This is a genomic window from Streptomyces sp. NPDC093600, assembly GCF_044764755.1.
Lineage (GTDB): Bacteria > Actinomycetota > Actinomycetes > Streptomycetales > Streptomycetaceae > Streptomyces.
Genome location: NZ_JBIWIU010000016.1, coordinates 35,226 through 56,881, shown reverse-complemented (window position 1 = coordinate 56,881; position 21,656 = coordinate 35,226). Strand labels below are relative to the sequence as shown.

Here is a 21,656-nt window from a genome sequence, read left to right as displayed (position 1 = left end):
GGTCAGCGCCGCGGCACGCGCAACTCGCCGAGCTCCTCGTTCAACGCGCTCAGGAACCGCAGGGCCACGTCCAGTTCCTCCTCGTCGAACCGGAGCAGGGCCCGCTCCGCCGCCTGCGCCAACGGCATGAAGTAGCTGCGGGCGGCGGCCCGAGCTCCCTCCACGTAGTGCACGTGAACGATCCTGCGGTCGGGGCTCTCACGGGCACGGCGAATGTGCCCCGCCCTCTCGAGACGGTCGAGGCAGGCCGTGACCGCCCCCGACGTCAGCCCCAGATGCTCACGCAGACGGCCCGGCGTCAGCGGCTCCGGACTGTCCAGAACAACCGAGAGCGCCTGCACGTCCGTAGGATGCAACCCCTGCGCGAGTGCGAAACCGTGGACCAGCCGGTTGATCTCTCCGTTCGTCCGCCGCAGTTCGACGGCGAAACGCTGCAGATCAGCCGGCGCGCACTCGGGCGCGGCGTCACGGGTCTCGGGTTCCTCGGTGCTGGCCACACGATCAGCCTATAGAAACCGCCGCATCCGTTTCTCCGCGCGTCAGGCGAAGAACCCCGCAAGCGGGCCGCCGGAGCCGGTCGCCCCCATCGGCACCCGAAAGACTCGGTCTTCAAGGTGCCAGGCGCATCCTCCAGGGCGTCGATGAGGAACGAGAACCATGACCCTCGCAGATGTCCGGGGCGACCCCCGCGCATGGACCGCTTCAGGCCGCTCTCGGCGGCCTGATCTCCGGATACGTCCCCCTCGCCGTCGTCGAACTGGTCGCCGTTGCTGTGGGCCCCGAGGCGGGCGCCGCGACGGCGGTCGGCGGCGCCGTCACCGAACCGGACTCCGGCGGCGACCAAGAACTGGGCGATCGGGACCTCCGGTGACCCCGGCGCGCGGTCGGCGAGCACGTCGGTGACAGCTGCCGCGTAGGCGTGCGCGGTGCCGACTGCTCTGCCGAAGCTCTTCGAGTCGTCGGCGGGACCACCGACGACTGGGGCGGCGCGCGCACCTGGCTGGTGCGGCTGCTGGTTTCAGGGGGCGATAGGGGTCAGGCGACGGTGGCGAGCCCGACGCCGATGGCGATGAACAGCCAGCCGGTGGTCAGTTCCCAGCGATGACGTACCTTCGGCCGTGCGAGCAGGGCCCGCAGTCGTGCGGCGATCAGGACGAGGACGAACCAGTAGGCGACACCGATGACAACGTCCAGAAAGCCGAGAAAGAGGATCTGCTGCCACAGCGGACCGTTGCCGTTGACGAACTGCGGCAAGATGCTCAGAAAGAAGAGCGCCGCCTTCGGGTTGAGGACGTTCGTGATGAAGCCTTCAGCGAAGCCGGACCGCCCAGGGCCTGCGGAGGGGCAACCCTCCACTGCCGGAGCCCCGGCCGGACGATCGGGGTCTTCCGATCCGTCGTTCGCCCTCGCGCCCTCGGGCCGCCGCTCCCGGGCTGCCCGCCTGGCGGCGACAACCGCCCGCACCCCCAAATGGACGAGGTAGGCGGCGCCCATGAGTTTGATCCCGTTGTACACCAGGGGAGAGCGGGCGGCCATGACCGCGAGACCGATGGCCGCGGCAAGCATGTGGACGCACAAGCCGGCTTGCGCGCCCAATGCGGCGCCTCGCCCCCTGGACGGGTCCTCGGCGGCCGCTCTGACCACCACGAGGAAGTCCGGGCCGGGCACCAGGTATGCCACCAGCACCACGCCGAGGAAACCGACGAGGTCGACCGACATGCGCTCTCCTGTTCGTCGTCCCCACCCCGGCGTGCATGTCACGGCTCCCGTACCCCGTCACGGCGCACCCACGCCGACGGCGCCATCGACGACGCGGGCGCGAGGGCGGCGGTTGTCGTTCAGGGGGGGCAGGCGACGGCCGTATGGTGGCGCTCTCGATGAACCCGGCGGTAGCGGCATCCGTCCGAACCCTCCTCGAACGTCGCGGCGATGGGGGAGTGGAGGGGGCGACGAGCCTGGGCGGGCTTGGCTGGACGGACGCGCCAGGCGGCGGCCGGCAGCGGGCCTCATGCCTCAGCAGTACGTCTCCGGAGACCGTTGTGGGGCGATGACCTCATCCCAGCGGGTCCCATCCCTCCCGCGGTCGTCTGCGGTCGTCTCATCCCGCATGAGCAGGGAAAGCAGGGAGGCCACGGGCACCCGCGCTTCCGCCGGATGACGCGGCACCTTGTCCGCTCGATGCGATGCCCGGACCGCCGACCATCTCCTCGACCACGTTCTCGCCGTTGACGAAGCAGTGTCGGTGGCTGCCCGTTCCGGCTCGGCGTCGGCCGCTCCCCGCCCCTGTGCGGATCGGTGAACCGTCCGCACGCTTCTCGAAGCCCCGGACCATCATCACCTGGGCGGTGAACGCTTCGAGGATCCGGGGCAAGGCAGGGCGTTCGAGTCACAGCGTTGCGAAGCGTGGTACCGCTGCCTGTCTTCCGGTTCGGCGTCGAGGGACGCCGTTGTGAACGGCAGGCGTAGACGATGAGCTTCTTCTTCAGCCTCCGGTGCTCATGACGAGGAGCTCGGTCAGTGCAGCCACCGGACCATGAACAGCGCGTGTTCACCAGCCGACTCGGTGCCGTCGTAGAGCGAGATGTCCAGCCCGCAGAAGACGAAGCCCATCCGGAGGTAGGCGCGAATGGCGGGCGCGTTGATGTTGCTGACCTCGAGCCACATATGCCCCGCCCCGCGCTCCCTTGCGAAATCGAGGGCATGATTCATCAGGGCCCGCCCGATCCCCCTGCCTCTCCACGCCGGTGCGACCTCGATGTCACAGATGGTCAGCCGCTTGTTCCACGGGGCGAAGGAGATCTTCACAAAACCACACAACTCGTTCCCGTCGAAGGCGACCACCGTCCGACGCAGCTCGGGACTGCCGGTGTCGTCCTCGCTGTCGTCGTCATCGGGGAAGGCTTTGTGGATGGGAGGATCCGCCAGGGTCTGGCAAAGACGGAACCCTTCGTCCGTCATGGTCACTTCGAAAACGGAATCTGTCGTGAACGACCCGTCGAGCCCCGCAAGGACCTCGCCGTCCTCGGGCCGTGCCAGTCGATAGATGACGGTCTCCACTACGCCAAGTACCGTCGCATCGTTTGCAGTCGTCTTCATGAGACGCAACGGTACGTCCGCCCTCACGAGAGCGATCTCCGACCGGTGGACCTGGCCGATCATCGCCGCCCGTACCCAGGCTCCGGCCCGCTCACGCCTGGCCGGGGACCTGCGGCACCCGTGGGAGAACCGGGCGCAGCCGTCCGACGCACCTCAGCCCGGATCCGCCGGACGTCCGGGAACCTCCGACAGCCCTTGCTCTGTCCCGCCAGACCACCGAAATTCCCCCGCCCGGGCCCAGGGCGGACATCCGGTACCGAGAACGGGGCCCCGGGCACCTCGCCATGACGTGGGCAAAGCCGTCCACCGCGAGAAGACACTCATCGCCGTGGAACGCTCGAACATGGCAATACGCCGTGGTGGAGGACGGTGTTCTGTTCCCGTGGCGAAGGGCAGGACGGTCCGGCTCCTTCTGGAAGCCGGTGCTGACCCTGACCGGGGCAACGTTCATGGCCTGAGCCCGAGGGGCGTCGGCGGGGCGAATTGGCAACTATGACGCGGCTGTTCACCTTCCGACTGGGGACGACGCTTCCTCCTGGACGTCGTCTGCCGTGGCTGGCTGAGGTTCGTAGCCGGGCCGGCAGGGGGGCCGGGTCGCGTCAGGGTAGAACTCGCGTGCACCGGTGCGGACGGCACTGGCTCTCCCATCGGGCCCTCTATCGGTTCGGGTTGCGGAAGAGGGCGAGCGTCTTCGTCAAAGTTTTCAGCGGCGAGGCGTCCTGCTCGGCCGCAACCGGCGAGGGCGCCCGGGACGCGTCGTCGCCGGTGGTCGCCTCGGCGAGCGCGGCGAGCGCCGACTCGGCCGCCTCGCGGTACAGGTCACAGGATGCCGTCATGGCCTCGAGCGCCTTGGCGTACTTGGTGACCATGGCCCGTGCGTGAACAAGCTCCTCGTCCGGGGTGAGCAGGTGCCAGCCTTGGCGCAGTCGTGTCAGGACCTGTTCGGCGCCGGCCGGCAGCGGTCGCGGCAGTGAGGCGAACTCCGCGATCTTCTGGAGGAGTTCGGTCGGTTCCGTGCCGTCCAGGAAGACATCGCGTACGGTGAAGCGCTCGGAGTCGTAGCCCGGGATCTGCGGCGTCGGGGGCAGGACGACGGCCCCGCCGCGCGGTAGCCCCACGCGCAGCTCACGCTTCATCGCGAAGTCGGCGATCAGCGCCTGCTCCGGCGTGGCCCGGTGCTCGACCACCCGGTGCCGCAGGCTCGGTGGCAGGAACGCCGTGATCGGCCGTCGCCCCCGCGCATCCGGCGTCATCGCCTCGTGCACCACGACATGGATGAACCAGCTCTGCCGGCTGCAGCTCCGCAGCAGGCGCCGCAGATCGCCGTCGTCCTTCGGCAGGTGGTTCGCCCTCCGCAGACGCACGCCCGGCACCTCCTCGTGATCCCAGGGGACCCGGTCGCTGTCGGGCCAGAACACGGTGGCGGGTGAGGGCCAGCTCGCTTCCCACGCCTGCTCCGCCTCGGCGGCGAGCGCCCATGTGACGCCCTCGCTCCCGACGCGGCGGGACTCCGCCCCGAATGTGGTCAGCTGAGCGCGCACTGTGGCACCGTCGGCGACACGCCAGCGGGCCTCGAAGACTCGGCGGGCAGACGGGCCGGCGTCGGCGGACTCATCCCGAGGAAACAGATCGGTCGAGCGGGCCGCCTCGATCGGGTCGAGGTCCAGGAAGTCGTCGATCACCCCGGCCGCCTTGAGGGCGATCAAGTTGCGCCGGACGTCCTGCTCGGCTTCGGGACCGAGGTGACGCCCACGCCCGAGCCACACGGTGTCGGGGACAGTGGTCGATGAAGAGCTGCTCTTGGCCATGGAACCGTCCAGTGGGTGATCGGGGCTCGACCAGTATGGTCCGAGGCCGAGCGGCCAAGTTCTCGGCACCGGTGGTGGGGCGGGACCGTACGGGGGCGGGTTCCGACTGCCACTCCTCGACCATCACGGCCAGGAGGCTCACCGCACTCCATGGTCCGGGCATGCCGCCCGGTCGCCGTACCGCAGACATCGATGCGTATCGCCTCGTTGCTCACCTCCAGCGACAGCACCGACATGTCCGCGATGGACGGTAATGGCAGGCACTCCAGACGGGGCGACGTCTCTCCCACGACGCCGCACCGTCGAGCAAGAAGGGAGAGCACTTCGACAGTGGCCTGGGAGCTGTCTGGCCGTCGGCGCCGACGCGGTATGTCGACGGGGGCGGGCAGCACCGTGCCTTCCTCGCGGGCCGAGTGTGGCGGGGTCTCAGCGCCAGTCGTCGATCACGTAGGCGTCGGGGTGGCTGTAGCCCGGTTCGTTGGGCCTGTGCATGGCCACGCCCTGCAACCAGGTCCGGAAACCTCGGTCGACCATTCGACGGTAGGCATCCGGACGGCCCAGGTTCATCCCGGCGTCCAGTTGCCCCAGTCCGCGTTCGGCGGCCAGCTGCTCGCAGGCGTCAAGCAGTCGTTCGAACCGGTTGGCGGCCTCCGGGCCAGGTCGTACGGCTCCGAACTTGACGAAGCAGACGTCCTCACCGGCCTCTGACCCCGCGCCGCAATGACAGACGGCCAAGCCGTCGAGTTCGGAGCCGGCGCCTTCGAGCAGAATGGTGTCACCGAGCCCCTGCGCATGAGTGGCCACGATCTCGCGTTCCAGGCTCAGGCCCTCGTACACGGCCCCGGTCAGTGCGCGACAAAGGCTCAGGGCATGGGGCTGCTCGGTGGAGGGCAGCTGGCCGTACAGCACTCGCCCGGGGACTGCGGCACTGCCTGGCACCTGCTTCTTCATGATGGCCGTGAGGAATCGGGGCCAGAAACCGTAACGGCGGTAGAGCTCAAGGTGCTTGGGACTGTGGGAGAAGGTGAACAGGCCCCGGTGGCGGTTCTCCCAGGTGTCGAAGCAGTCCATGACCGGCTCCATGAGGCGCCTGCCGACGCCCTGGTCCCACAGGTCCGGACGCACGGTCAGTGGACCGAAGTAACCGACGCTGCCCCAGTTGACGGCGAAGTTCGATGCAACGACTTCACCCTCGACCGTCGCTACGAAGGCCGCCTGTGGATCGGCCGCCCAGCGGGTGCGGACGTAGTCGGCGGTCCCAAAGAACGTCTTCGGCTCGGGAGCCCCGAGGAACGTCCCGAACGCGACCCTGAAGATCTCGTCGGCCCGATCCAGGTCCGCCCGAGCCAGCGGGCGGACCGACACAGGGCCCGTGCCACTCTTGCGCTCCCATGCCGGTGGGATCATCGCTCTCTCCTTCCCAACCCCCCCGCTTCATCGCACCACGTGCGTGCGCTGCAGGCGAGGCGAGAGGTCCACCGATACGCAGGGACCGAGAGGACCCGGCCGGTCCGCCTTGTGTCCGCCGACCACTGGAGCTGCACCAGGCCGAATACCGCCCAGTCGTACAACGGCTACTACGCGTACCGAGACCCGGGGAGGCCACTGTCTGCCCGGGCGCGGAGCGGTCCACGGGTGCCGTCCGTTCTCGCACCCACGTCGAAACCACATCCGCAGAACGTCGCACAGCCATGCACGGCCCGCTGTGCCCCGTACATGACCGAACTGGCCGCCGACTGGTCAGGGCTTCCACGAAGCACCGCGCCCCGCGATACTCCGCGCAGCCTGCTGACCCGGCGGTCCCCGTGGGCGAGTGAGGGTTGCCCTGGACCGGGTAGGTGCGTGGACGGTGTACCAACGAGGGCGGGAGGTTCGGGCCTTGTTCGAGGGCTTTGAGACCAGGCGGGTCCACCGCGATGAAGCGTCGATCTTCGTTCGCTACGGCGGGGAAGGGCCGCCGGTGGTGCTGCTGCACGGCCACCCGCGGACGTCTGCGACCTGGCACCGCGTCGCCCCGCTCCTCGTCCGACACGGTTTCACCGTGGTCTGTCCCGATCTCCGAGGGTACGGCCGGTCCACCGGTCCGGCGCCTACCGCAGACCACGCGGGATACTCCAAGCGGGCCGTCGCCGGTGATGTGGTGGAGGTGATGCGTTCCCTCGGTCATGCGCGGTTCGCGCTCGCCGGGCACGACCGCGGAGGCAGTGTCGCGCTGCGTCTCGCACTCGATCATCCCGACGCGGTCTCGCGGGTGGCGCTGATCGACTGTCTTCCCCTCACCGAGCACCTGTCCCGCATCACGGCCGAGTTCGCCACGCAGTGGTGGCACTGGTTCTTCTTCGCCCAGCCGGACATCCCCGAGCGGGTCATCAACGCCGATCCGGACAGCTGGTACAGAGGCGATCCCCAGAGCATGGGACAGGAGAATTACGACGAGTGGCGCTCGGCCACGAGGAACCCCGACGTGGTGCGGGCGATGCTGGAGGACTACCGAGCCGGCCTCACCATCGACCGGCGGCACGAGGAGGACGACCGCGCCGCCGGGACACGGATCCAGTGCCCGGCGCTGATCCTCTGGTCACTCCGGGACGACCTCGAGGACCTGTACGGCGACCCGGTGAAGATCTGGCGGCAGTGGGCACCGGACGCACGCGGCCACGGCATCGACGCCGGGCACCACGTGGCCGAAGAGGCTCCAGAAGCGCTCGCGTCCTCCCTTGCGGGCTTCTTCGCCGGGCGGCCTGAATGAGGAGCGTCCGGGCTGACACGCGTCGGACGGACGGGATCCGCGGACTGGATCGAGTTCGCGGATCTTCCAACAAGGTGCCCCGAGCACGCCATGTGCTACGTCGCTACCGTACGCCGCACCGCCTGGGCCGTGAGGCCGGGGCCGGTGTGCGTCGGGGATCAATCGAAACGCGGCTCTCGCGAGATTGATCACGACCTCTCAAGGCTGGTTCGGAGAGGCCGGCCGTCTCCTGCCGATCGTCGTCTTCGTTGGTGGGGCGACGAGTGCACTGGTTTCGACCCCACGTCGGACCGGTGCAGCCCGGGCCCCTGGTAGCGCGGCCCACGGCGCCGAAAGGCGGCCGATCAGTTCTGTCGAGGTCTCCGGGAGAAGCGGTAAGCGGTGCCCCCGAACATCACGGTTCGGCGGCTCACCTTCGTAGTGCACGGTCGCTGTGTTGCGCAGGAGAGCCTGGAGGACGTCGGCGTCGTCGGTGCCGACGCTCAGCACCTCTGCCGGTCTTGATGCTGACCCATCGTCGAGGAAGACATGCTTGCCTCGCCAAGCATGTTCCGTCGGAGTCGTAGACCGGGTGGTCGAGTACAGAGGGGATCCGGTCCTGAGTGATCGTGCTCACGACCTTATGTGAAGATATACTCTTTTTGTCCTCTTTTATGCCTGCAGGTCGCACGCAGTCGGTCCGTCCCGCCGACTTTGGCGGTGCATGGAGCGCGCCTGAGGGGAAAGCCGCCGGGGTATGACACGTACACCGAAACCCGAGCACGGTGACGATCGAGAGCCCCCTGCAGGTGGGTCCGGGAGCGTGGGTCCCGATGAGCAGGTCGAGGAGCGGGCGCCGGATCAACTCTCGGAAATGCCGAAACGGTCGTGGATGGCGGTGCTGCGCGGCACGCTGAAGGAGTTCAAGGACGACGAGCTCACCGACCGGGCCGCGGCTCTCACGTATTACGGCGTGCTGGCCCTCTTCCCGGCCCTGTTGGTGCTGGTGTCGCTGCTCGGCATCGCGGGCGAATCGGCGACGAAACAGGTGCTGGACAACCTGCAGAAAATGACACCCGGCTCGGCCCGCGACGTGATCAGCAACGCGGTCCAGCAACTCCAGGGCAACGCAGGAATCGGCTCGCTCCTGGCGATCGTTGGCCTAGCCGTCGCGATCTGGTCGGCCTCCGGATACGTCGCGGCGTTCATCCGGACCTCGAATGCCGTCTACGACATGCCGGAGGGGCGTCCGGTGTGGAAGGTGCTGCCGCTGAGGCTGGCGCTGACGGTCACGTTGATGATCCTGGCCGTGGTCAGCGCGCTGATCGTCGTCTTCACCGGCGGGCTGGCTCGGCAGGCGGGCGCTGCCCTTGGCGTCGGCGATACGGCGCTTACGGCGTGGTCGATCGCGAAGTGGCCGGTTCTCGTCCTGCTCGTGACGATCATGATCGCGATCCTGTACTGGGCCGCCCCGAACGCCAAGGGCCGCGGGTTCAAGTGGGTGACGCCGGGGAGTCTCCTGGCGCTGGTGATCTGGATGCTGGCCTCGGCCGGCTTCGCGTTCTACGTCGCGAACTTCGGCTCGTACAACAAGACGTACGGCACCCTCGCCGGAGTGATCATCTTCCTGGTGTGGTTGTGGATCGCGAATCTGGCCATCCTCCTCGGCCTGGAGTTCGACGCCGAGATGGCCCGCCAGCGTGCGGTCGCCGGCGGCCACCCGGAGAACGAGGAGCCCTACGTCGAGCCCCGCGACACCCGTAAGTGGAGCGATGAAGACCGGCGCCGCATGGAGTGATCACTGTGTGGAGGCGCCGCGGGCGGGCAAGGGTCACCGCATGAGAATCCTGATGGCGATGCGCGACGGCGATCATAGGCTGACCCGGCGGATGGCTGCCTGGGACTCCGACTGGGCCCGCCGGCTCCTGCCTCCGGTGGAGGAAGCAGCCGAGCACACGAAGCTGTGGTGGGCTGCCGCCGTGGCCATGGCGGCAGGCGGCGGGTGGAAGGGCCGCAAAGCCGCAGCCGCCGGAATCATGAGCATGGCAGCAGCGGAACTGCTCTCCAACGGGGTCGCGAAGCAGGTCGTGGAGCGACGCCGGCCGCCGAAGGAGTGGATTCCGCACGACGACGTCGAAGACCGGCCCGACAGCTCCTCCTTCCCCTCCGGGCACACCGCCGCTGCCGTCGCGTTCACGGCGGCCGTCGCGCCATCATGGCCGTGGGCTGCTGCCGTCTGCGCCGTCCCGACGGCGCTGGTGGCGATCGAGCGGGTCCACAGCGGCGCGCACTACCCCTCCGACGTCGCAGCCGGCGCCGCCATCGGCCTGACCGCGGCCGCCCTCGTCCGGACGGCGCCCCGCATCCTGATCCGCCCTTGGGGATGGCCATGATGCGCAGGCGGGTGACCGGTTCCCTGCGGGGTAAGCGCGCCGTTGTATGCCCTGAAACGGACGGCCAGAGCATCGCGGCCAGCGAGCACTACGAGAGCCATCGCGCCTGCCTGGACGGCATCGACTCCGTCAAGCGCAATGCCGACGCCCCCATTCAGGACACCACCGGTAGCAACTCGGGCCGCTGACCGGCCCTGAACCGCACAGACGACACGAATGGCGGCCATCGTGCAGCCATCGCGCCGTAAAGCACCGAGCATGCGGAGAAGGTGAGAGTAGATGAGCGCCACTGGGCGGCACCCTGGCCAGGGCAGCTCCGAGGAATCGCTGGGCGACCTCGTTTCACGGGCGTCGCAGCAGATTTCGGAGCTGGTCCGCGAAGAGATGCGGTTGGCCCTGGCGGAGATGACCCAGAAGGGCAAACGCTTCGGTATGGGCGGCGGCCTGTTCGGTGGGGCCGGGCTGGTCGGTTTCCTGGCCGCACAGGCGCTGGTCGCCGGTGTGATCGCGGCCCTCGCCCTGCTCCTCCCGGTCTGGGCCTCGGCTCTGATCATCGCCGCCCTGCTGGCGGCCGTCGCAGCCGGGATGGCCGCGGCCGGGAAGAAGCAGATCACCAGGGCCGGCACCCCCGCACCCGAGCAAGCCATCGCCGGCGTCAAGGCCGACGTGGCCGAGATCAAGGAGGCAGCACACCGATGAGTACCCCTTCCCAGGGCGACAAGGACGCCGCACCCACACCCGAGGAGCTGCGCGAGCAGGTCGAGCACACCCGCGAGGAGCTCGGCATGACCGTGGAGGCGTTGGCGGCCAAGGCCGACGTCAAGGCGCAGGCCAAGGAGAAGGCAGCCGAGTTCAAGGAGCAGGCCGCCGAGAAGGCAGCCGAGTTCAAGGAGCAGGCCGCCGAGAAGGCCACCCTGGTCGGCGACCAGCTCCGGGAGAAGGCAGCGCACGCCGGTCAGTTGGTCAAGGACAAGACCCCCGATCCGGTCCTGGACAGGGCCGCCCACGCAGCGGCCCAGCTACGCGACACCGCGACCCGCGCCGGACAGCTCGCCGCCGAGAAGACCCCGGACCCGGTCCGCGAGAAGGCTGAGTCGGCCGCGACCATGGCAAAGGCCAACCGCACGCCCCTGATCGCCGCGGCCGTCGCGTTCGTGGTCTTCCTGCTCCTGCGTAGCAACCGGAGGTGCCGATGAAAGCATCCAAGATCGCCTACAAGCCGATCGGCATGGCGCTCGGCGCCGTGAGCGGCATGATCGCCGGCGCGGCGTTCAAGCAGGCCTGGAAGATGATCGGCCACGACGACGATGCCCCCGACGCCACCGACGAGCACCGCACCTGGCAGGAAGTCCTGGTCGCCGCAGCCCTGCAAGGCGCTGTCTTCGCGGTCGTCAAGGCCGCTGTCGACCGGTCCGGAGCCGCCACCATCCGTCGCCTGACCGGAACGTGGCCCGGCTGAAACCATCCAAGGGCGGCGCCGGCCTCGCCCTGAGGACCGGCGCCGCCAGACCAGGAACTTGGAGGAAGTCGTGGCCGCGCACCCCGGGCTGCCCACCCTCGCAGCCGCCGCTCTCACCACCGCCGTGCTGCTCACCCGCCGGCGGGCAATTGGCGCGGCCCGCGACGCACACGGTGCCGGCGCCGCCAAGGCACCCTGGCGACACCCAGCGCCTCACCGGCGGGCGAGAACTCCGCCCCCGACCGCGTCGCCGAGCTGCATACCTCGTTCCTGGACCCAGCCCTGCGGGAAACCGGCACCCACCTCGAGCAGTACTGGAACAGGCGCACGTCCCTCCACCCGCACCGCGACGGCGAGTGCCGGCACAGGTAGGGCGCCCCCAGCCCGGCACCGGGTCGCGCCGGCCGGCACACCGCACGGCGTCGCGGACCGGCCACGAGCAGCGTAATGACATCCGGGGCGGGTATCGCTTGCTGCTCCGGGCACACGAAGCCCATGCACGGACAACATGCGCGTCCCGCGAGCACTCTGTTCGGACCGGCCCCCACAGCCCAGAACGCGCCGTCTGGCCGAGGCGGAGCCAAGCACTCACGGCGCGGCCGGACCACCGGCCGGCTGCGCCGACGGATCCTCGCATACCGGGCGATCGACTTCCTGTCCACGCACATTCCGGACCACTCCGGGCCAGGCGAGGAATGCCTCCTCCTGGTTCACATCCGCCAGGTCGTCGGCCAGGTCCAGTACCGGATCTGCTCCGACTGCGCCCATGGTGTCATCACCGGCATCGCCATCGACGAGCGGTTCCACAGCACGGGGCTGGGCACCCGGGCGCTTTCCCACCTGCGTGCCCGCCACCCAGGTCTTGCGTGGCGCAGCACGCTGCACATGCGAACCACGCGTGATCTCCTGCGCCGGATGCGCATTCCCACTGTCACCGACGCCCCGCGCTGTCCCCACGCGTCGGCCTCTGTCTGACGCGACGCTCGTCAGCGGCTGACAGCATCCTCGCCGCCCGTAGACGTCGAAATCCTCAAGGCGTGAGAAGGTGAACGGCTTCCGCGGCTTCATTCTGCGAGGCAACGTGGTCGACTTGGCCGTCGGCATCGTCATCGGGACGGCGTTCACCGCGGTGGTGAACGGCTTCGTCCGCGCCTTCCTGACCCCACTGATCGGGCTGGCAACCGGCGTCACCGGAGACATGAGCCGCAAACCTTCACCGTGGGCGCCACGAGTTCCCGTATGGCGCCTTCATCAACCGTCCCCGCCCAGGCCCGACGCTGCGCTTCCTGCACCGTTCCCCTGCCCGCTGTACCCGCCGAGGCGGGGGAGACCACCCAGCGCGCCGGTGAACGGGCCTCCACTGGCACCGCTGCAGATCGGACGACCCGGCATCGCAGCACCTCCAGGCGCCCCTGGGGTTTACCAGCGTATGCCCCGAGCGGCGGTTCGGCACATACCGTGCCACGGTGGATGGGGACCGTTTGGGGGGCTAGCCAGCTGAACGGAGACACCATGATCATCAAGAAGCTGCACGACATGGGCATACGCAGCGAGCACGCCTACACCGCCGCTCTCGCCTCCATCGGCCTCACCGTCGCTGTGTGGGCCGGGTCGCTGAAAATGGAGCCCGGCACCGGCCTGGCCCGCGCTGACAGGTGGGGCCTGTTCGTCGGCGAGTGGGCGCCCACATTCTTCGGCCTCGGCCTCGCCCTGTCCCACTACGAGCAGCATGACGGCACCCTCATCTCCACCGGCGCCGATGTGCGGGACCTCCGCGGAACCGCCTGACAGGCCCGTGCAGGCCGGGGCCGGCGCTCCTGCGCGCCGGCCCTCCGGCGCATCGGAGGCAGCAGCGCGGCCCCGCCTGCTCGGCGGCAGGCGGGGCCGCACTTGGCCATCTGCGAGCGGTACCGACCTCCGTGTCGGTACCGCTCGGCCCGACCCGCCTTCAGCCTGCTCGCCCGCAGCGCTCGGTGTCGATCTCGGCGAGCATGGCCTCGTTGTAGCGGGCCCCGTGGACGGTCGTGCCGTTCAGCACCCGTCCGGCCGCTTCGAGGGCCTCGCCGGGTACGTCGAGGTCGAGGACGGACAGGTTCTCCCGCAGGTGAGGCCCGGACCGGGTTCCCGGAATGGCCACGACGTGGGGACCACGGGAGAGGACCCAGGCCAGGGCCAGCTGCGGCAGGGTGAGGCCGGCGTCGCCGGCGATCTTCTCCAGCTCGCTCCGCAGCGCCAGGTTGCCCGGATAGTGGCGCTCGTCGAAGCGGGGCATGCCCCGGCGGATGTCACCCGCGGGGAGGGTGTCGAAGTCCGGGGGCGCGTCGGTGAGGAACCCCCGGGCCAGGGGGCTGAACGCCACGAGTGCGACGCCGAGTTCTCTGGCCGCCTCCAGGGTCCCCTGCTCGGGGTTGCGCGTCCACAGGCTGTACTCGTTCTGCAGCGCGGCGATCGGGTGCACGGCGTGGGCCCGCCCCAGGGTCGCGGCGGACACCTCGGACAGGCCCAGCGCCCGCACCTTGCCCGCCTCGACGAGCCCGGCCATCGCCCCGACGCTCTCCTCCACCGGCACCGCCCGGTCGAGCCGGTGCAGGTAGTAGAGGTCGATCACGTCGGTACGCAGCCGGGCCAGCGCCTCGTCGACGGTACGCCGCAGGGTCTCGGACCGGCCGTCGATGACGCGGCGGCCGTCGACGCCGGTCATGCCGCACTTGCTGGCCAGCACGATCCGGTCCCGGTGCCGAGCGAGCGTCCGACCGACCAGCTCCTCGTTGGCGCCGAAGCCGTAGAGGGCGGCGGTGTCGAAGAGCGTCACGCCCTCCTCCAGCGCCGTCAGGAGCAGCCGCTCGGCGTCCTCCGTAGAGGGCACGACGCCATAGGCGTGGCTCAGGTTCATGCAGCCCAGGCCGACGGCCGGGACCTCGAAGGGCCCGATCCGGCGCGGGGCCCACCCCGCGCCGGCACGCGTCGGCGCGGTCACGAGCCCGCGGCGGCGGCGAGCTGCTGTTCCAGCGCCGCCAGCGTCCGGTAGCAGGGAAGGACCTGGGCGATGGACGAGTTCGGCTCGCGGCCCTCGCGGATCGCGGCGACGAACTCGCGGTCCTGGAGCTCGATGCCGTCCATCGACACGTCGACACCGCTCACGTCGATCGGTTCGTCCTTGCCCGTGAACAGGTCGTCGTACCGGGCGATGTAGGTGCCGGTGTCGCCGATGTAGCGGAAGAACGTGCCGAGCGGCCCGTCGTTGTTGAACGACAGCGACAGCGTGCAGATCGCGCCGTTCGCCGCGCGCAGCTGGATCGACATGTCCATCGCGATGCCCAACTCGGTGTGGATCGGGCCCTGGATCGCGTTGGCCTGTACGATCGGCGAGCCGGTCTGGTACGCGAACAGGTCGACGGTGTGCGCGGCGTGGTGCCACAGCAGGTGGTCGGTCCAGGAGCGCGGCTCCCCGAGCGCGTTGAGGTTCTCCCGGCGGAAGAAGTACGTCTGCACGTCCATCTGCTGGATGTTGAACTCGCCGGCCTCGATCCGCCGGTGCACCCACTGGTGGCTCGGGTTGAAGCGGCGGGTGTGGCCCACCATCGCGACGAGCCCGGTGCGCTCCTGCGCCGCCAGGCACGCCTCGGCGTCGGCGAGGGAGTCGGCGAGCGGGATCTCGGTCTGCACGTGCTTGCCCGCGTCGAGGCAGGCCAGGGTCTGCGCGGCGTGCATCTGGGTGGGGGTGGCGAGGACGACGGCGTCGATGTCGTCCATCGCCAGCACCTCGTCCAGGGAGGCGACGGCGCGGCCCACGCCCTGCTCGGCGGCGAACTTCTGGGCCCGTTCGAGGCTGCTGCTCACGACGGCGGCCACCTCGACGCCCTCGATGCGGCGGAGTGCGGCCGCGTGCTTGGCGCCGAAGGCGCCGCCGCCGGCCAGGGCGATCCGCAGGGTTCGGTCGTCGGTCATGTCAGTTCTCTCCTTCGGCGGGCGATTCGGCCCGGGGGTGGTTCTCCAGGATCAGGTGGCCGACGGCCGTGTTGGACGCGGGCACATGGTAGAAGCGGTGCTTGACCTCGACGGCGCCGGTGCCGTCCACGTCGCTCATCGCGCCGCGGGCGATCAGCCACATGACCAGCTCGATGCCTTCAGAGCCGGCCTCCTCGACGTACTCCAGGTGCGGCACCTCGGCCAGCCCCGCGGGGTCGGCGATCAGCTGGTCCAGGAAGGCGTTGTCCCACTCGCGGTTGATGAGGCCGGCGCGCGGGCCCTGGAGCTGGTGGCTCATGCCGCCGGTGCCCCATACCTGGACCTTGAGGGGGCGGTCGTACGACTCGATGGCCTTGCGCAGCGCCTGGCCGAGCTTGAAGCAGCGGGCGCCGGAGGGGACCGGGTACTGCACCACGTTGACGTGGAACGGGATGACCCTGCACGGCCACTTCTCGACGTCGCCGAACATCAGCGACAGCGGGACGGTCAGGCCGTGGTCGATGGCCATCTCATTGACGAGGGTGAGGTCGAAGTCGTCCCGGATGAGGGAGTGCGCGATGTGCGCGGCCAGATCGGGGTCGCCCTCGATGCCGGGCACGGGGCGGGGCCCGTACCCCTCGTCGGCGATGGGGTAGGAGGCGCCGGTGCCGAGGACGAAGGTCGGGATCATCGACTGGTCGAAGGCGCTGGCGTGGTCGTTGTAGACCAGGAAGATCACGTCGGGGACGTTCTCCCGCTCCCACGCCTTGGAGTACTCGTATCCCTCGAAGACAGGTTGCCAGTAAGGCTCTTCGGTCTTGCCGTGGTCCAGCGCCGCGCCGATCGCCGGCACGTGCGAGGTGAAGACGGCGCCGGTGATCGTGGCGTGCTCGGCCGACGGCTCCGGATTCGTGTACGCCGCGTCCAGGACGGCGTGGTCGATGCGGTTGCCCTCGACCGAGCGCCCGCCGCCGACCATCATGGCGCGGTACTCCTCCTCGGTCATGCCCGTCATCGAGCCGGCCATCCGCTGGAACGAGAAGCCCAGCGTGGCACCCCACTTGGCGAGGAAGTAGATGTTGCCGCCCTCGCGTATCGCCGCGTTGAGGTCGCGGTCGAGGAGCGCCCGCTTCTGCTCCTCACGCAGCGGCCACGCGTCCAGGTAGGCGCGCTCGTCGGCGAGGTAGGCCGCGCGGTTCTCGGCCGTCGTCAGCGACATGCAGAACTGGTTGAGGTGATAGCCCTTGGCGGACTGCTCGGCGTCGAAGATGGTCGTCCCCGGCACCAGTCTGTAGCTCTTGTCCAGTGACATGGTGGGCTTCCAATCGTACGGAGGTCAGTCGGCGTCAGGCCAGTACAGGCGCGTCGGGTTGTCCACGAGGAGCTTGTGCCGGAGTTCCCGCGTGGGCGCGATGTGCGGGACGAAGTCGACCAGCAGGCCGTCGTCGGGCATGTGGTCGGTGAGGTTGGGGTGCGGCCAGTCGGTGCCCCACAGCACCCGGTCGGGGAACTCCTCGACCACCCGCCGGGCGAACGGCACCACGTCCCGGTACGCCTCCTGCTCGCCGTCGAGGGCCGGCGGGCCGCCCACCGTCAGCCGCTCCGGGCAGGTCACCTTGCACCAGATGTCCGGCCGGGCACGCAGGAAGTCCAGGAACGCTTCGAACTCGGGCCCGTCCGGATCCTTGGTCACGTCGGGCCGGCCCATGTGGTCCACGACCAGCGGGACCGGGATCGACAGGAAGAAGTCGCGCAGGCCGGGCAGGTCGGGCGCTTCGAAGTAGACGACGACGTGCCAGCCCAGCGGGGTGATCCGCTCGACCACGTCCAGCAGGTCCTGGCGCGGCGCCGCGTCCACCAGCCGCTTCACGAAGTTGAACCGTACGCCGCGCACCCCCGCCTCGTGCAGCTCGCGCAGCTCCTCGTCGGAGACGTCGGGGCGTACGGTCGCCACGCCCCGGGCCGTGCCCTTCGACGCGCGCAGGGCGTCGGCCAGGGCGCGGTTGTCGGCGCCGTGGCAGGTGGCCTGCACGATGACGTTGCGGGTGAAACCCAGATGGTCGCGGAGCGCGAAGAGCCGGTCCTTGGAGGCGTCGCACGGCGTGTACTTCCGCTCGGGCGCGTACGGGAACTCGTCGCCCGGGCCGAAGACGTGGCAGTGGGCGTCGACGGCGCCCTCGGGGAGCCGGAACCGCGGTCGGCTCGGGTCGGCGTACCAGTCCAGCCAGCCCGGGGTCGTCTCGAAGTCGGTCGTCATGGGTTCAGGTCCGTCCTCGTCAGTCCTCGTAGCGCAGGCCGAGTTCGGCCAGCGGGCCGCGCATGCCGTACATGTCCAGGCCGAGCCTCCCGGCGCGGAACTGCGTGCGCTTGCCCTCCTCGTTCGCCTCGCGGGCCGCCGATGCGGCGGCCACCTCTGCGACCCGCTCGCGCGGTACCACGACGACGCCGTCGGCATCGGCGGCGACGACGTCACCGGGGCGCACGAGGGCGTTGCCGCAGACGACCGGCACGTTGACCGAGCCGAGGGTGGCCTTGACAGTGCCCTTGGCGTTGACCGCGCGGGAGAAGACGGGGAAGTCCATGTCCTCCAGGTCGGCGACGTCGCGGACACCGCCGTCGATGACCAGGCCCTGACAGCCCCGGGCGCGGAAGGAGGTGGCGAGGAGCTCGCCGAAGAAGCCGTCCTCGCTCTCGGTCGTGCAGGCCGCGACGACGACGTCCCCGTCCTGGATCTGCTCGGCGGCGACGTGCAGCATCCAGTTGTCGCCGGGCTGGAGCAGCACGGTCACGGCGGTGCCGCACATCCGGGCCTTCGGGTAGACCGGGCGCAGGTAGGGGCGCATCAGCCCGACCCGGCCCATGGCCTCGTGGATCGTCGCGACGCCGTACTTCGACAGCTCGGCGACGGCCCTGGGTTCGGCCCGGTCGATCTTGGTGCGGACGACGCCGATCTCGGTGTGTTCCATGCGTACTTCTCCTGGGTTCAGCGGCCGGCCGCGGCGAGGCGGGCGGCGAGGCGGGGGTAGACGCGCAGGGCGTTGTCGGAGTAGACGGCCGCGCGTTCCTCGTCCGACAGGTGCGGGGTGGCGTCGACGTAGCGCTTCGTGTCGTCGAAGTGGTGGCCGGTGCGCGGGTCGATGTCGCGGACGGCGCCGATCATCTCGCTGGCGAAGAGGACGGACCGGCTGGGGATCACGCGGGTCAGCAAATCGATGCCGGGCTGGTGGTAGACGCAGGTGTCGAAGAAGACGTTGTCGAGCAGCGTCTCCGGGTCCGGCTTGCCCAGTGCCATCGCCAGGCCGCGGAACCGGCCCCAGTGGTACGGCACGGCGCCGCCGCCGTGCGGGATCACGAACCGCAGCGTCGGGAAGTCGGCGAACAGGTCGCCCTGGAGGAGCTGCATGAACGCCGTGGTGTCGGCGTTCAGGTAGTGCGCGCCGGTGGTGTGGAAGGCCGGGTTGCAGGACGTGGAGACGTGGATCATCGCGGGGATGTCGTACACGACCATCGCCTCGTAGAGCGGGTACCAGCTCCGGTCCGTCAGCGGCGGCGCCGTCCAACGGCCGCCCGCCGGGTCCGGGTTGAGGTTGACCGTGACCGCGCCCAGCTCCTCGACCGCGCGGCGCAGCTCGGGCAGGCAGGTCGCCGGGTCGACGCCGGGGGACTGCGGCAGCATCGCGCCCATCGCGAACCGGTCGGGGTAGAGGGCGCTGACGCGGTGGACCAAGTCGTTGCAGATCCTCGCCCACGTCGAGGAGACCTGGAAGTCGCCGATGTGGTGAGCCATGAAGCTGGCCCGCGGGGAGAAGATCGTCAGGTCGCTGCCGCGCTCGTCCATCAGGCGCAGCTGGTTGCCCTCGACGGCCCGGCGCAGGTCGTCGTCCGTGATGACGAGGTCGTCGGGGTCGGGCGCGTCCGCGGGGGAGCCGACGGCCGCGATCTGCCGGTCGCGCCACTGCGCCAACTGCGGCGGTGCGGTGGTGAAGTGACCGTGACAGTCGATGATCAAGGGAGGTCTCCTGGGGGTGTCGGGGCCGGAGCCGGCCGGGCCGGGGCGGCAGTCAGCCCTGGGCGCTGACGGGCCGGGGAGGCGGTCAGTCCTGGGCGCTGACGGGCCAGCCGGTGTACTGCTCCGAGAGGTACGTCCGTCCTGCGCGCGTGCCCACCACGTTGTCGAGTTCGCCGAGCTGGCGCCGCAGGTCGAAGGCCGAGGCACCGGGCACGGTGTGGAGCAGCCGGGTCATCCAGTACGAGAAGTTCTGCGCCCGCCACACCCGCTGGAGGGCCCGCGGCTGATACGCGTCCAGCGCGGCCTCGCCCTCGCGGCCGAGGGCCCGCAGCAGGACGTCGGCGAGGACCTTCACGTCGTGCAGCGCCAGGTTGAGCCCGCGGGCGCCGGTCGGCGGCACGGTGTGCGCGGCGTCCCCGGCGAGCACCATCGAGCCCCAGCGCATCGGCTCCTGCACGAACGACCGGAACCGCAGCACCGTCTTCTCGACGACGGGCCCCTCCTTCAGCCGGAAGCCGTCCTCACCGGCCACCCGCGCCTGGAGGGTCTCCCAGATGCGGTCGTCCGACCAGGCGTCGACGGACTCGTCGGGGGCGCACTGGAAGTACATGCGCTGAACGGACTCGGTGCGCCGGCTGATCAGCGCGAAGCCGTGCTCGGAGTGGGCGTAGACCAGTTCGGGCGCGCTCATCGGCGCCTCGGCGAGGATGCCGAACCACGCGAAGGGGTACTCCTTGCCGTACCGCGTCCGCCGGTCCTCCGGCACCAGGTCACGGCACATGCTGCGGGACCCGTCCGCGCCGACCACGTACCGCGCGCGGATCTCGTGCCGGGACCCGTCGGCTGCGGTGTACCGGACCCGCGGGGCGTCGGTGGTGATGTCGAGGACTTCGGTGTCCCTGACGCCGAAGTGGACCGTGCCGCCGTCGCGCTCCCGCGCGTCGGCCAGGTCGATGAACACGTCGGTCTGCGGGTAGAGCCACACCGACTCGCCCACCAGGGCCTTGAAGTGGATCCGGTGCGCCCGGCCGCCGAACCGGAGCTCGGTGCCCTCGTGCTCGTGGCCGTCCCGCAGGATCCGGTCGGAGACCCCGGTCTCGACCAGGTCCCGGGCCACGTCGGCCTCCAGGATCCCGGCGCGCTGCGTCGTCTCGATGTCGCGCCGGGTACGGGTGTCGAGCACGATCGTCCCGACCCCCGCGCGCCCGAGCCGGTGCGCCAGCATGAGGCCGGCGGGACCGGCGCCGACCACGGCTACGGGGACCGAGGCGACGGTGTCGACGGGGGCATCGGCCATGGCAACTCCTGAGCGACCGCGAACGTTCCGAACACCCCGAACGTTGACACCCGCTCCTGTGCCAGGTCGCTGCCGTTTCCGTCAGGCGGAAGCCCGTCGCGATCCAGGGACTTCAGGAGGTCGTACGGGTACGCCGGCCGAGCTCCTCCGAGATCCCGTGCGCGGCTCGCAGCAGCGGCTCCCGCAGCCGGCGCGCCCGGCTCGCGCCCTGCGCCGTGATCACCACCCCCAGAGCGGCGCTCACCGGCCCGGCCCGCCCGATCCGCACCGGCGCGGCCACCGCGACCGTGCTCTCGGACAGCTGCCGGTCGCTGACGAAGACGTGCTCGCGGCGGATTCGGTCCAACTGCGCCCGCAGCGCCTTCGGGTCGACGACCGTGTGCGGGGTCCATGCCCGCAGCGGCGCGTCGAGGACCTCCTCCTGGATCTCCTGCGGCGCGTGCGCGAGGAGCACCCGGCCCATCCCTGTGGAGGCGATCGGGAAGCGCGTCCCGACCATGGTCAGCAGCTCCACCGAGCGGTGCCCGGCGATCCGCTCGACGAACACGAGCTCCGTGCCCTCCCGCACCGCGAGCTGGATGTTCTCGTGCGTGACCTCGTACAGGTCCTGCATGAACGGCAGCGCCACATCGCACAGGATCTGGGTGCGCGGGCAGCCCGAGGCGATCTCCCAGAGCCGCAGCCCCACATGCCACGACCCGTCCTCGGCCCGCTCCAGGATGCCCCAGCCCGCCAGCTCGGCCACCACCCGGTGCGTGGTGCTCAGGGCCAGACCCGTGCGCTGGGCGATCTCCGACAATGTCTGCGACGGGTGCTCGCGGTCAAAGGCCGAGAGGACCTCCAGGACCTTGCCGGCCGCCGTGCTCCGGGTTGTGCTCACGTCGCCAGTCTCGCAGACCGGCGTTGAGGCACGCGGCC

Annotated in this window: 24 protein-coding genes; 11 read left to right on the top strand and 13 right to left on the bottom strand. The window is 70.0% G+C overall.

What is annotated here, in order from left to right:
* Positions 1 to 2 precede the first annotated feature (2 nt).
* Entirely contained in the window at positions 3 to 497 is a 495-nt protein-coding gene (locus ACIRB4_RS28995) for a MarR family winged helix-turn-helix transcriptional regulator (protein ID WP_403295260.1), read from the bottom strand.
* A gap of 173 nt (positions 498 to 670) precedes the next feature.
* On the opposite strand from ACIRB4_RS28995, the gene ACIRB4_RS28990 reads away from it, so the two are divergent.
* On the top strand, positions 671 to 871 hold the full coding sequence (locus ACIRB4_RS28990) for a hypothetical protein (RefSeq protein WP_403295258.1): 201 nt from the start codon (positions 671 to 673) through the stop codon (positions 869 to 871).
* 164 nt (positions 872 to 1,035) lie between these two features.
* Here the strand turns inward: ACIRB4_RS28990 and ACIRB4_RS28985 are convergent, their stop codons facing one another.
* From ACIRB4_RS28985 to ACIRB4_RS28970, 4 genes are all read right to left on the bottom strand, one after another.
* Complete coding sequence (locus tag ACIRB4_RS28985; RefSeq protein WP_403295256.1) at positions 1,036 to 1,719, bottom strand: LysE family translocator; 684 nt, start codon at positions 1,717 to 1,719, stop codon at positions 1,036 to 1,038.
* A 795-nt stretch (positions 1,720 to 2,514) separates the two neighbouring features.
* Entirely contained in the window at positions 2,515 to 3,096 is a 582-nt protein-coding gene (locus ACIRB4_RS28980) for a GNAT family N-acetyltransferase (protein ID WP_403295254.1), read from the bottom strand.
* Positions 3,097 to 3,752: 656 nt separating this feature from the next.
* Positions 3,753 to 4,904 (bottom strand): hypothetical protein, encoded by a 1,152-nt coding sequence (locus ACIRB4_RS28975; RefSeq protein ID WP_403295252.1) that lies wholly within the window; start codon positions 4,902 to 4,904, stop codon positions 3,753 to 3,755.
* A gap of 426 nt (positions 4,905 to 5,330) precedes the next feature.
* Positions 5,331 to 6,311 (bottom strand): GNAT family N-acetyltransferase, encoded by a 981-nt coding sequence (locus ACIRB4_RS28970; RefSeq protein WP_403295250.1) that lies wholly within the window; start codon positions 6,309 to 6,311, stop codon positions 5,331 to 5,333.
* Between the two features lie 472 nt (positions 6,312 to 6,783).
* Between ACIRB4_RS28970 and ACIRB4_RS28965 the strand changes: the two genes are divergently transcribed.
* From ACIRB4_RS28965 to ACIRB4_RS28920, 10 genes are all read left to right on the top strand, one after another.
* Positions 6,784 to 7,653 carry an alpha/beta fold hydrolase gene (locus ACIRB4_RS28965; RefSeq protein ID WP_403295248.1) on the top strand — a complete coding sequence of 290 codons (870 nt, stop codon included), beginning with the start codon at positions 6,784 to 6,786 and terminating at the stop codon, positions 7,651 to 7,653.
* A 736-nt stretch (positions 7,654 to 8,389) separates the two neighbouring features.
* A complete protein-coding gene (locus ACIRB4_RS28960; protein WP_403295246.1) occupies positions 8,390 to 9,430 on the top strand; it encodes a YihY/virulence factor BrkB family protein in 1,041 nt (346 codons plus the stop codon).
* Positions 9,431 to 9,470: 40 nt separating this feature from the next.
* Positions 9,471 to 10,025, top strand: a complete 555-nt coding sequence (locus ACIRB4_RS28955) for a phosphatase PAP2 family protein (RefSeq protein ID WP_403295244.1) — start codon at positions 9,471 to 9,473, stop codon at positions 10,023 to 10,025.
* A gap of 11 nt (positions 10,026 to 10,036) precedes the next feature.
* A complete protein-coding gene (locus ACIRB4_RS28950) occupies positions 10,037 to 10,213 on the top strand; it encodes a YegP family protein (protein ID WP_403295242.1) in 177 nt (58 codons plus the stop codon).
* A 91-nt stretch (positions 10,214 to 10,304) separates the two neighbouring features.
* Positions 10,305 to 10,724 (top strand): phage holin family protein, encoded by a 420-nt coding sequence (locus tag ACIRB4_RS28945; RefSeq protein ID WP_403295240.1) that lies wholly within the window; start codon positions 10,305 to 10,307, stop codon positions 10,722 to 10,724.
* Positions 10,721 to 11,221 (top strand): DUF3618 domain-containing protein, encoded by a 501-nt coding sequence (locus ACIRB4_RS28940; RefSeq protein WP_403295238.1) that lies wholly within the window; start codon positions 10,721 to 10,723, stop codon positions 11,219 to 11,221. Before ACIRB4_RS28945 ends, ACIRB4_RS28940 begins: the two co-directional genes overlap by 4 nt.
* Positions 11,218 to 11,484: a DUF4235 domain-containing protein gene (locus ACIRB4_RS28935; RefSeq protein WP_403295236.1), complete on the top strand. Its 267-nt coding sequence runs from the start codon at positions 11,218 to 11,220 to the stop codon at positions 11,482 to 11,484. The genes ACIRB4_RS28940 and ACIRB4_RS28935 overlap by 4 nt, the downstream gene beginning before the upstream one ends.
* 447 nt (positions 11,485 to 11,931) lie before the next feature.
* A complete protein-coding gene (locus tag ACIRB4_RS28930; protein WP_403295234.1) occupies positions 11,932 to 12,459 on the top strand; it encodes a GNAT family N-acetyltransferase in 528 nt (175 codons plus the stop codon).
* A gap of 70 nt (positions 12,460 to 12,529) precedes the next feature.
* Positions 12,530 to 12,985: an MscL family protein gene (locus tag ACIRB4_RS28925; protein ID WP_403295232.1), complete on the top strand. Its 456-nt coding sequence runs from the start codon at positions 12,530 to 12,532 to the stop codon at positions 12,983 to 12,985.
* A gap of 11 nt (positions 12,986 to 12,996) precedes the next feature.
* Positions 12,997 to 13,272, top strand: a complete 276-nt coding sequence (locus tag ACIRB4_RS28920) for a hypothetical protein (protein ID WP_403295230.1) — start codon at positions 12,997 to 12,999, stop codon at positions 13,270 to 13,272.
* A 160-nt stretch (positions 13,273 to 13,432) separates the two neighbouring features.
* Here ACIRB4_RS28920 and ACIRB4_RS28915 read toward each other — a convergent pair whose 3' ends face one another.
* The 8 genes from ACIRB4_RS28915 to ACIRB4_RS28880 form a co-directional block, all read right to left on the bottom strand.
* Complete coding sequence (locus ACIRB4_RS28915) at positions 13,433 to 14,461, bottom strand: aldo/keto reductase (protein ID WP_403295228.1); 1,029 nt, start codon at positions 14,459 to 14,461, stop codon at positions 13,433 to 13,435.
* Positions 14,458 to 15,432 carry a Gfo/Idh/MocA family oxidoreductase gene (locus ACIRB4_RS28910; RefSeq protein WP_403295226.1) on the bottom strand — a complete coding sequence of 325 codons (975 nt, stop codon included), beginning with the start codon at positions 15,430 to 15,432 and terminating at the stop codon, positions 14,458 to 14,460. The genes ACIRB4_RS28915 and ACIRB4_RS28910 overlap by 4 nt, the downstream gene beginning before the upstream one ends.
* Position 15,433: 1 nt before the next feature.
* A complete protein-coding gene (ligA, locus tag ACIRB4_RS28905) occupies positions 15,434 to 16,744 on the bottom strand; it encodes a protocatechuate 4,5-dioxygenase subunit alpha (RefSeq protein ID WP_403295224.1) in 1,311 nt (436 codons plus the stop codon).
* A 24-nt stretch (positions 16,745 to 16,768) separates the two neighbouring features.
* Entirely contained in the window at positions 16,769 to 17,689 is a 921-nt protein-coding gene (locus ACIRB4_RS28900) for an amidohydrolase family protein (RefSeq protein ID WP_403295222.1), read from the bottom strand.
* A 19-nt stretch (positions 17,690 to 17,708) separates the two neighbouring features.
* The gene (ligK, locus tag ACIRB4_RS28895) at positions 17,709 to 18,398 is read right to left on the bottom strand and encodes a 4-carboxy-4-hydroxy-2-oxoadipate aldolase/oxaloacetate decarboxylase (RefSeq protein WP_403295220.1); all 690 of its coding nucleotides are present in this window, start codon (positions 18,396 to 18,398) and stop codon (positions 17,709 to 17,711) included.
* Positions 18,399 to 18,415: 17 nt separating this feature from the next.
* Positions 18,416 to 19,441 carry an amidohydrolase family protein gene (locus ACIRB4_RS28890; RefSeq protein ID WP_403295218.1) on the bottom strand — a complete coding sequence of 342 codons (1,026 nt, stop codon included), beginning with the start codon at positions 19,439 to 19,441 and terminating at the stop codon, positions 18,416 to 18,418.
* A gap of 85 nt (positions 19,442 to 19,526) precedes the next feature.
* On the bottom strand, positions 19,527 to 20,738 hold the full coding sequence (locus ACIRB4_RS28885; RefSeq protein ID WP_403295216.1) for a 4-hydroxybenzoate 3-monooxygenase: 1,212 nt from the start codon (positions 20,736 to 20,738) through the stop codon (positions 19,527 to 19,529).
* Positions 20,739 to 20,850: 112 nt separating this feature from the next.
* A complete protein-coding gene (locus ACIRB4_RS28880) occupies positions 20,851 to 21,618 on the bottom strand; it encodes an IclR family transcriptional regulator (RefSeq protein WP_403295214.1) in 768 nt (255 codons plus the stop codon).
* Positions 21,619 to 21,656 lie beyond the last annotated feature (38 nt).

What these genes read in the sequence shown, in the direction of transcription:
- ACIRB4_RS28910 (WP_403295226.1), bottom strand. Translation starts at nt 15,432, where the DNA reads ATGACCGACGACCGAACCCTGCGGATCGCCCTGGCCGGCGGCGGCGCC.
- ACIRB4_RS28960 (WP_403295246.1), top strand. Translation starts at nt 8,390, where the DNA reads ATGACACGTACACCGAAACCCGAGCACGGTGACGATCGAGAGCCCCCT.
- ACIRB4_RS28900 (WP_403295222.1), bottom strand. Translation starts at nt 17,689, where the DNA reads ATGACGACCGACTTCGAGACGACCCCGGGCTGGCTGGACTGGTACGCC.
- ligK (WP_403295220.1), bottom strand. Translation starts at nt 18,398, where the DNA reads ATGGAACACACCGAGATCGGCGTCGTCCGCACCAAGATCGACCGGGCC.
- ACIRB4_RS28955 (WP_403295244.1), top strand. Translation starts at nt 9,471, where the DNA reads ATGAGAATCCTGATGGCGATGCGCGACGGCGATCATAGGCTGACCCGG.
- ACIRB4_RS28975 (WP_403295252.1), bottom strand. Translation starts at nt 4,904, where the DNA reads ATGGCCAAGAGCAGCTCTTCATCGACCACTGTCCCCGACACCGTGTGG.
- ACIRB4_RS28940 (WP_403295238.1), top strand. Translation starts at nt 10,721, where the DNA reads ATGAGTACCCCTTCCCAGGGCGACAAGGACGCCGCACCCACACCCGAG.
- ACIRB4_RS28945 (WP_403295240.1), top strand. Translation starts at nt 10,305, where the DNA reads ATGAGCGCCACTGGGCGGCACCCTGGCCAGGGCAGCTCCGAGGAATCG.
- ACIRB4_RS28930 (WP_403295234.1), top strand. Translation starts at nt 11,932, where the DNA reads ATGACATCCGGGGCGGGTATCGCTTGCTGCTCCGGGCACACGAAGCCC.
- ACIRB4_RS28980 (WP_403295254.1), bottom strand. Translation starts at nt 3,096, where the DNA reads ATGAAGACGACTGCAAACGATGCGACGGTACTTGGCGTAGTGGAGACC.
- ACIRB4_RS28990 (WP_403295258.1), top strand. Translation starts at nt 671, where the DNA reads ATGTCCGGGGCGACCCCCGCGCATGGACCGCTTCAGGCCGCTCTCGGC.
- ACIRB4_RS28920 (WP_403295230.1), top strand. Translation starts at nt 12,997, where the DNA reads ATGATCATCAAGAAGCTGCACGACATGGGCATACGCAGCGAGCACGCC.
- ACIRB4_RS28970 (WP_403295250.1), bottom strand. Translation starts at nt 6,311, where the DNA reads ATGATCCCACCGGCATGGGAGCGCAAGAGTGGCACGGGCCCTGTGTCG.
- ACIRB4_RS28935 (WP_403295236.1), top strand. Translation starts at nt 11,218, where the DNA reads ATGAAAGCATCCAAGATCGCCTACAAGCCGATCGGCATGGCGCTCGGC.
- ACIRB4_RS28885 (WP_403295216.1), bottom strand. Translation starts at nt 20,738, where the DNA reads ATGGCCGATGCCCCCGTCGACACCGTCGCCTCGGTCCCCGTAGCCGTG.
- ACIRB4_RS28985 (WP_403295256.1), bottom strand. Translation starts at nt 1,719, where the DNA reads ATGTCGGTCGACCTCGTCGGTTTCCTCGGCGTGGTGCTGGTGGCATAC.
- ligA (WP_403295224.1), bottom strand. Translation starts at nt 16,744, where the DNA reads ATGTCACTGGACAAGAGCTACAGACTGGTGCCGGGGACGACCATCTTC.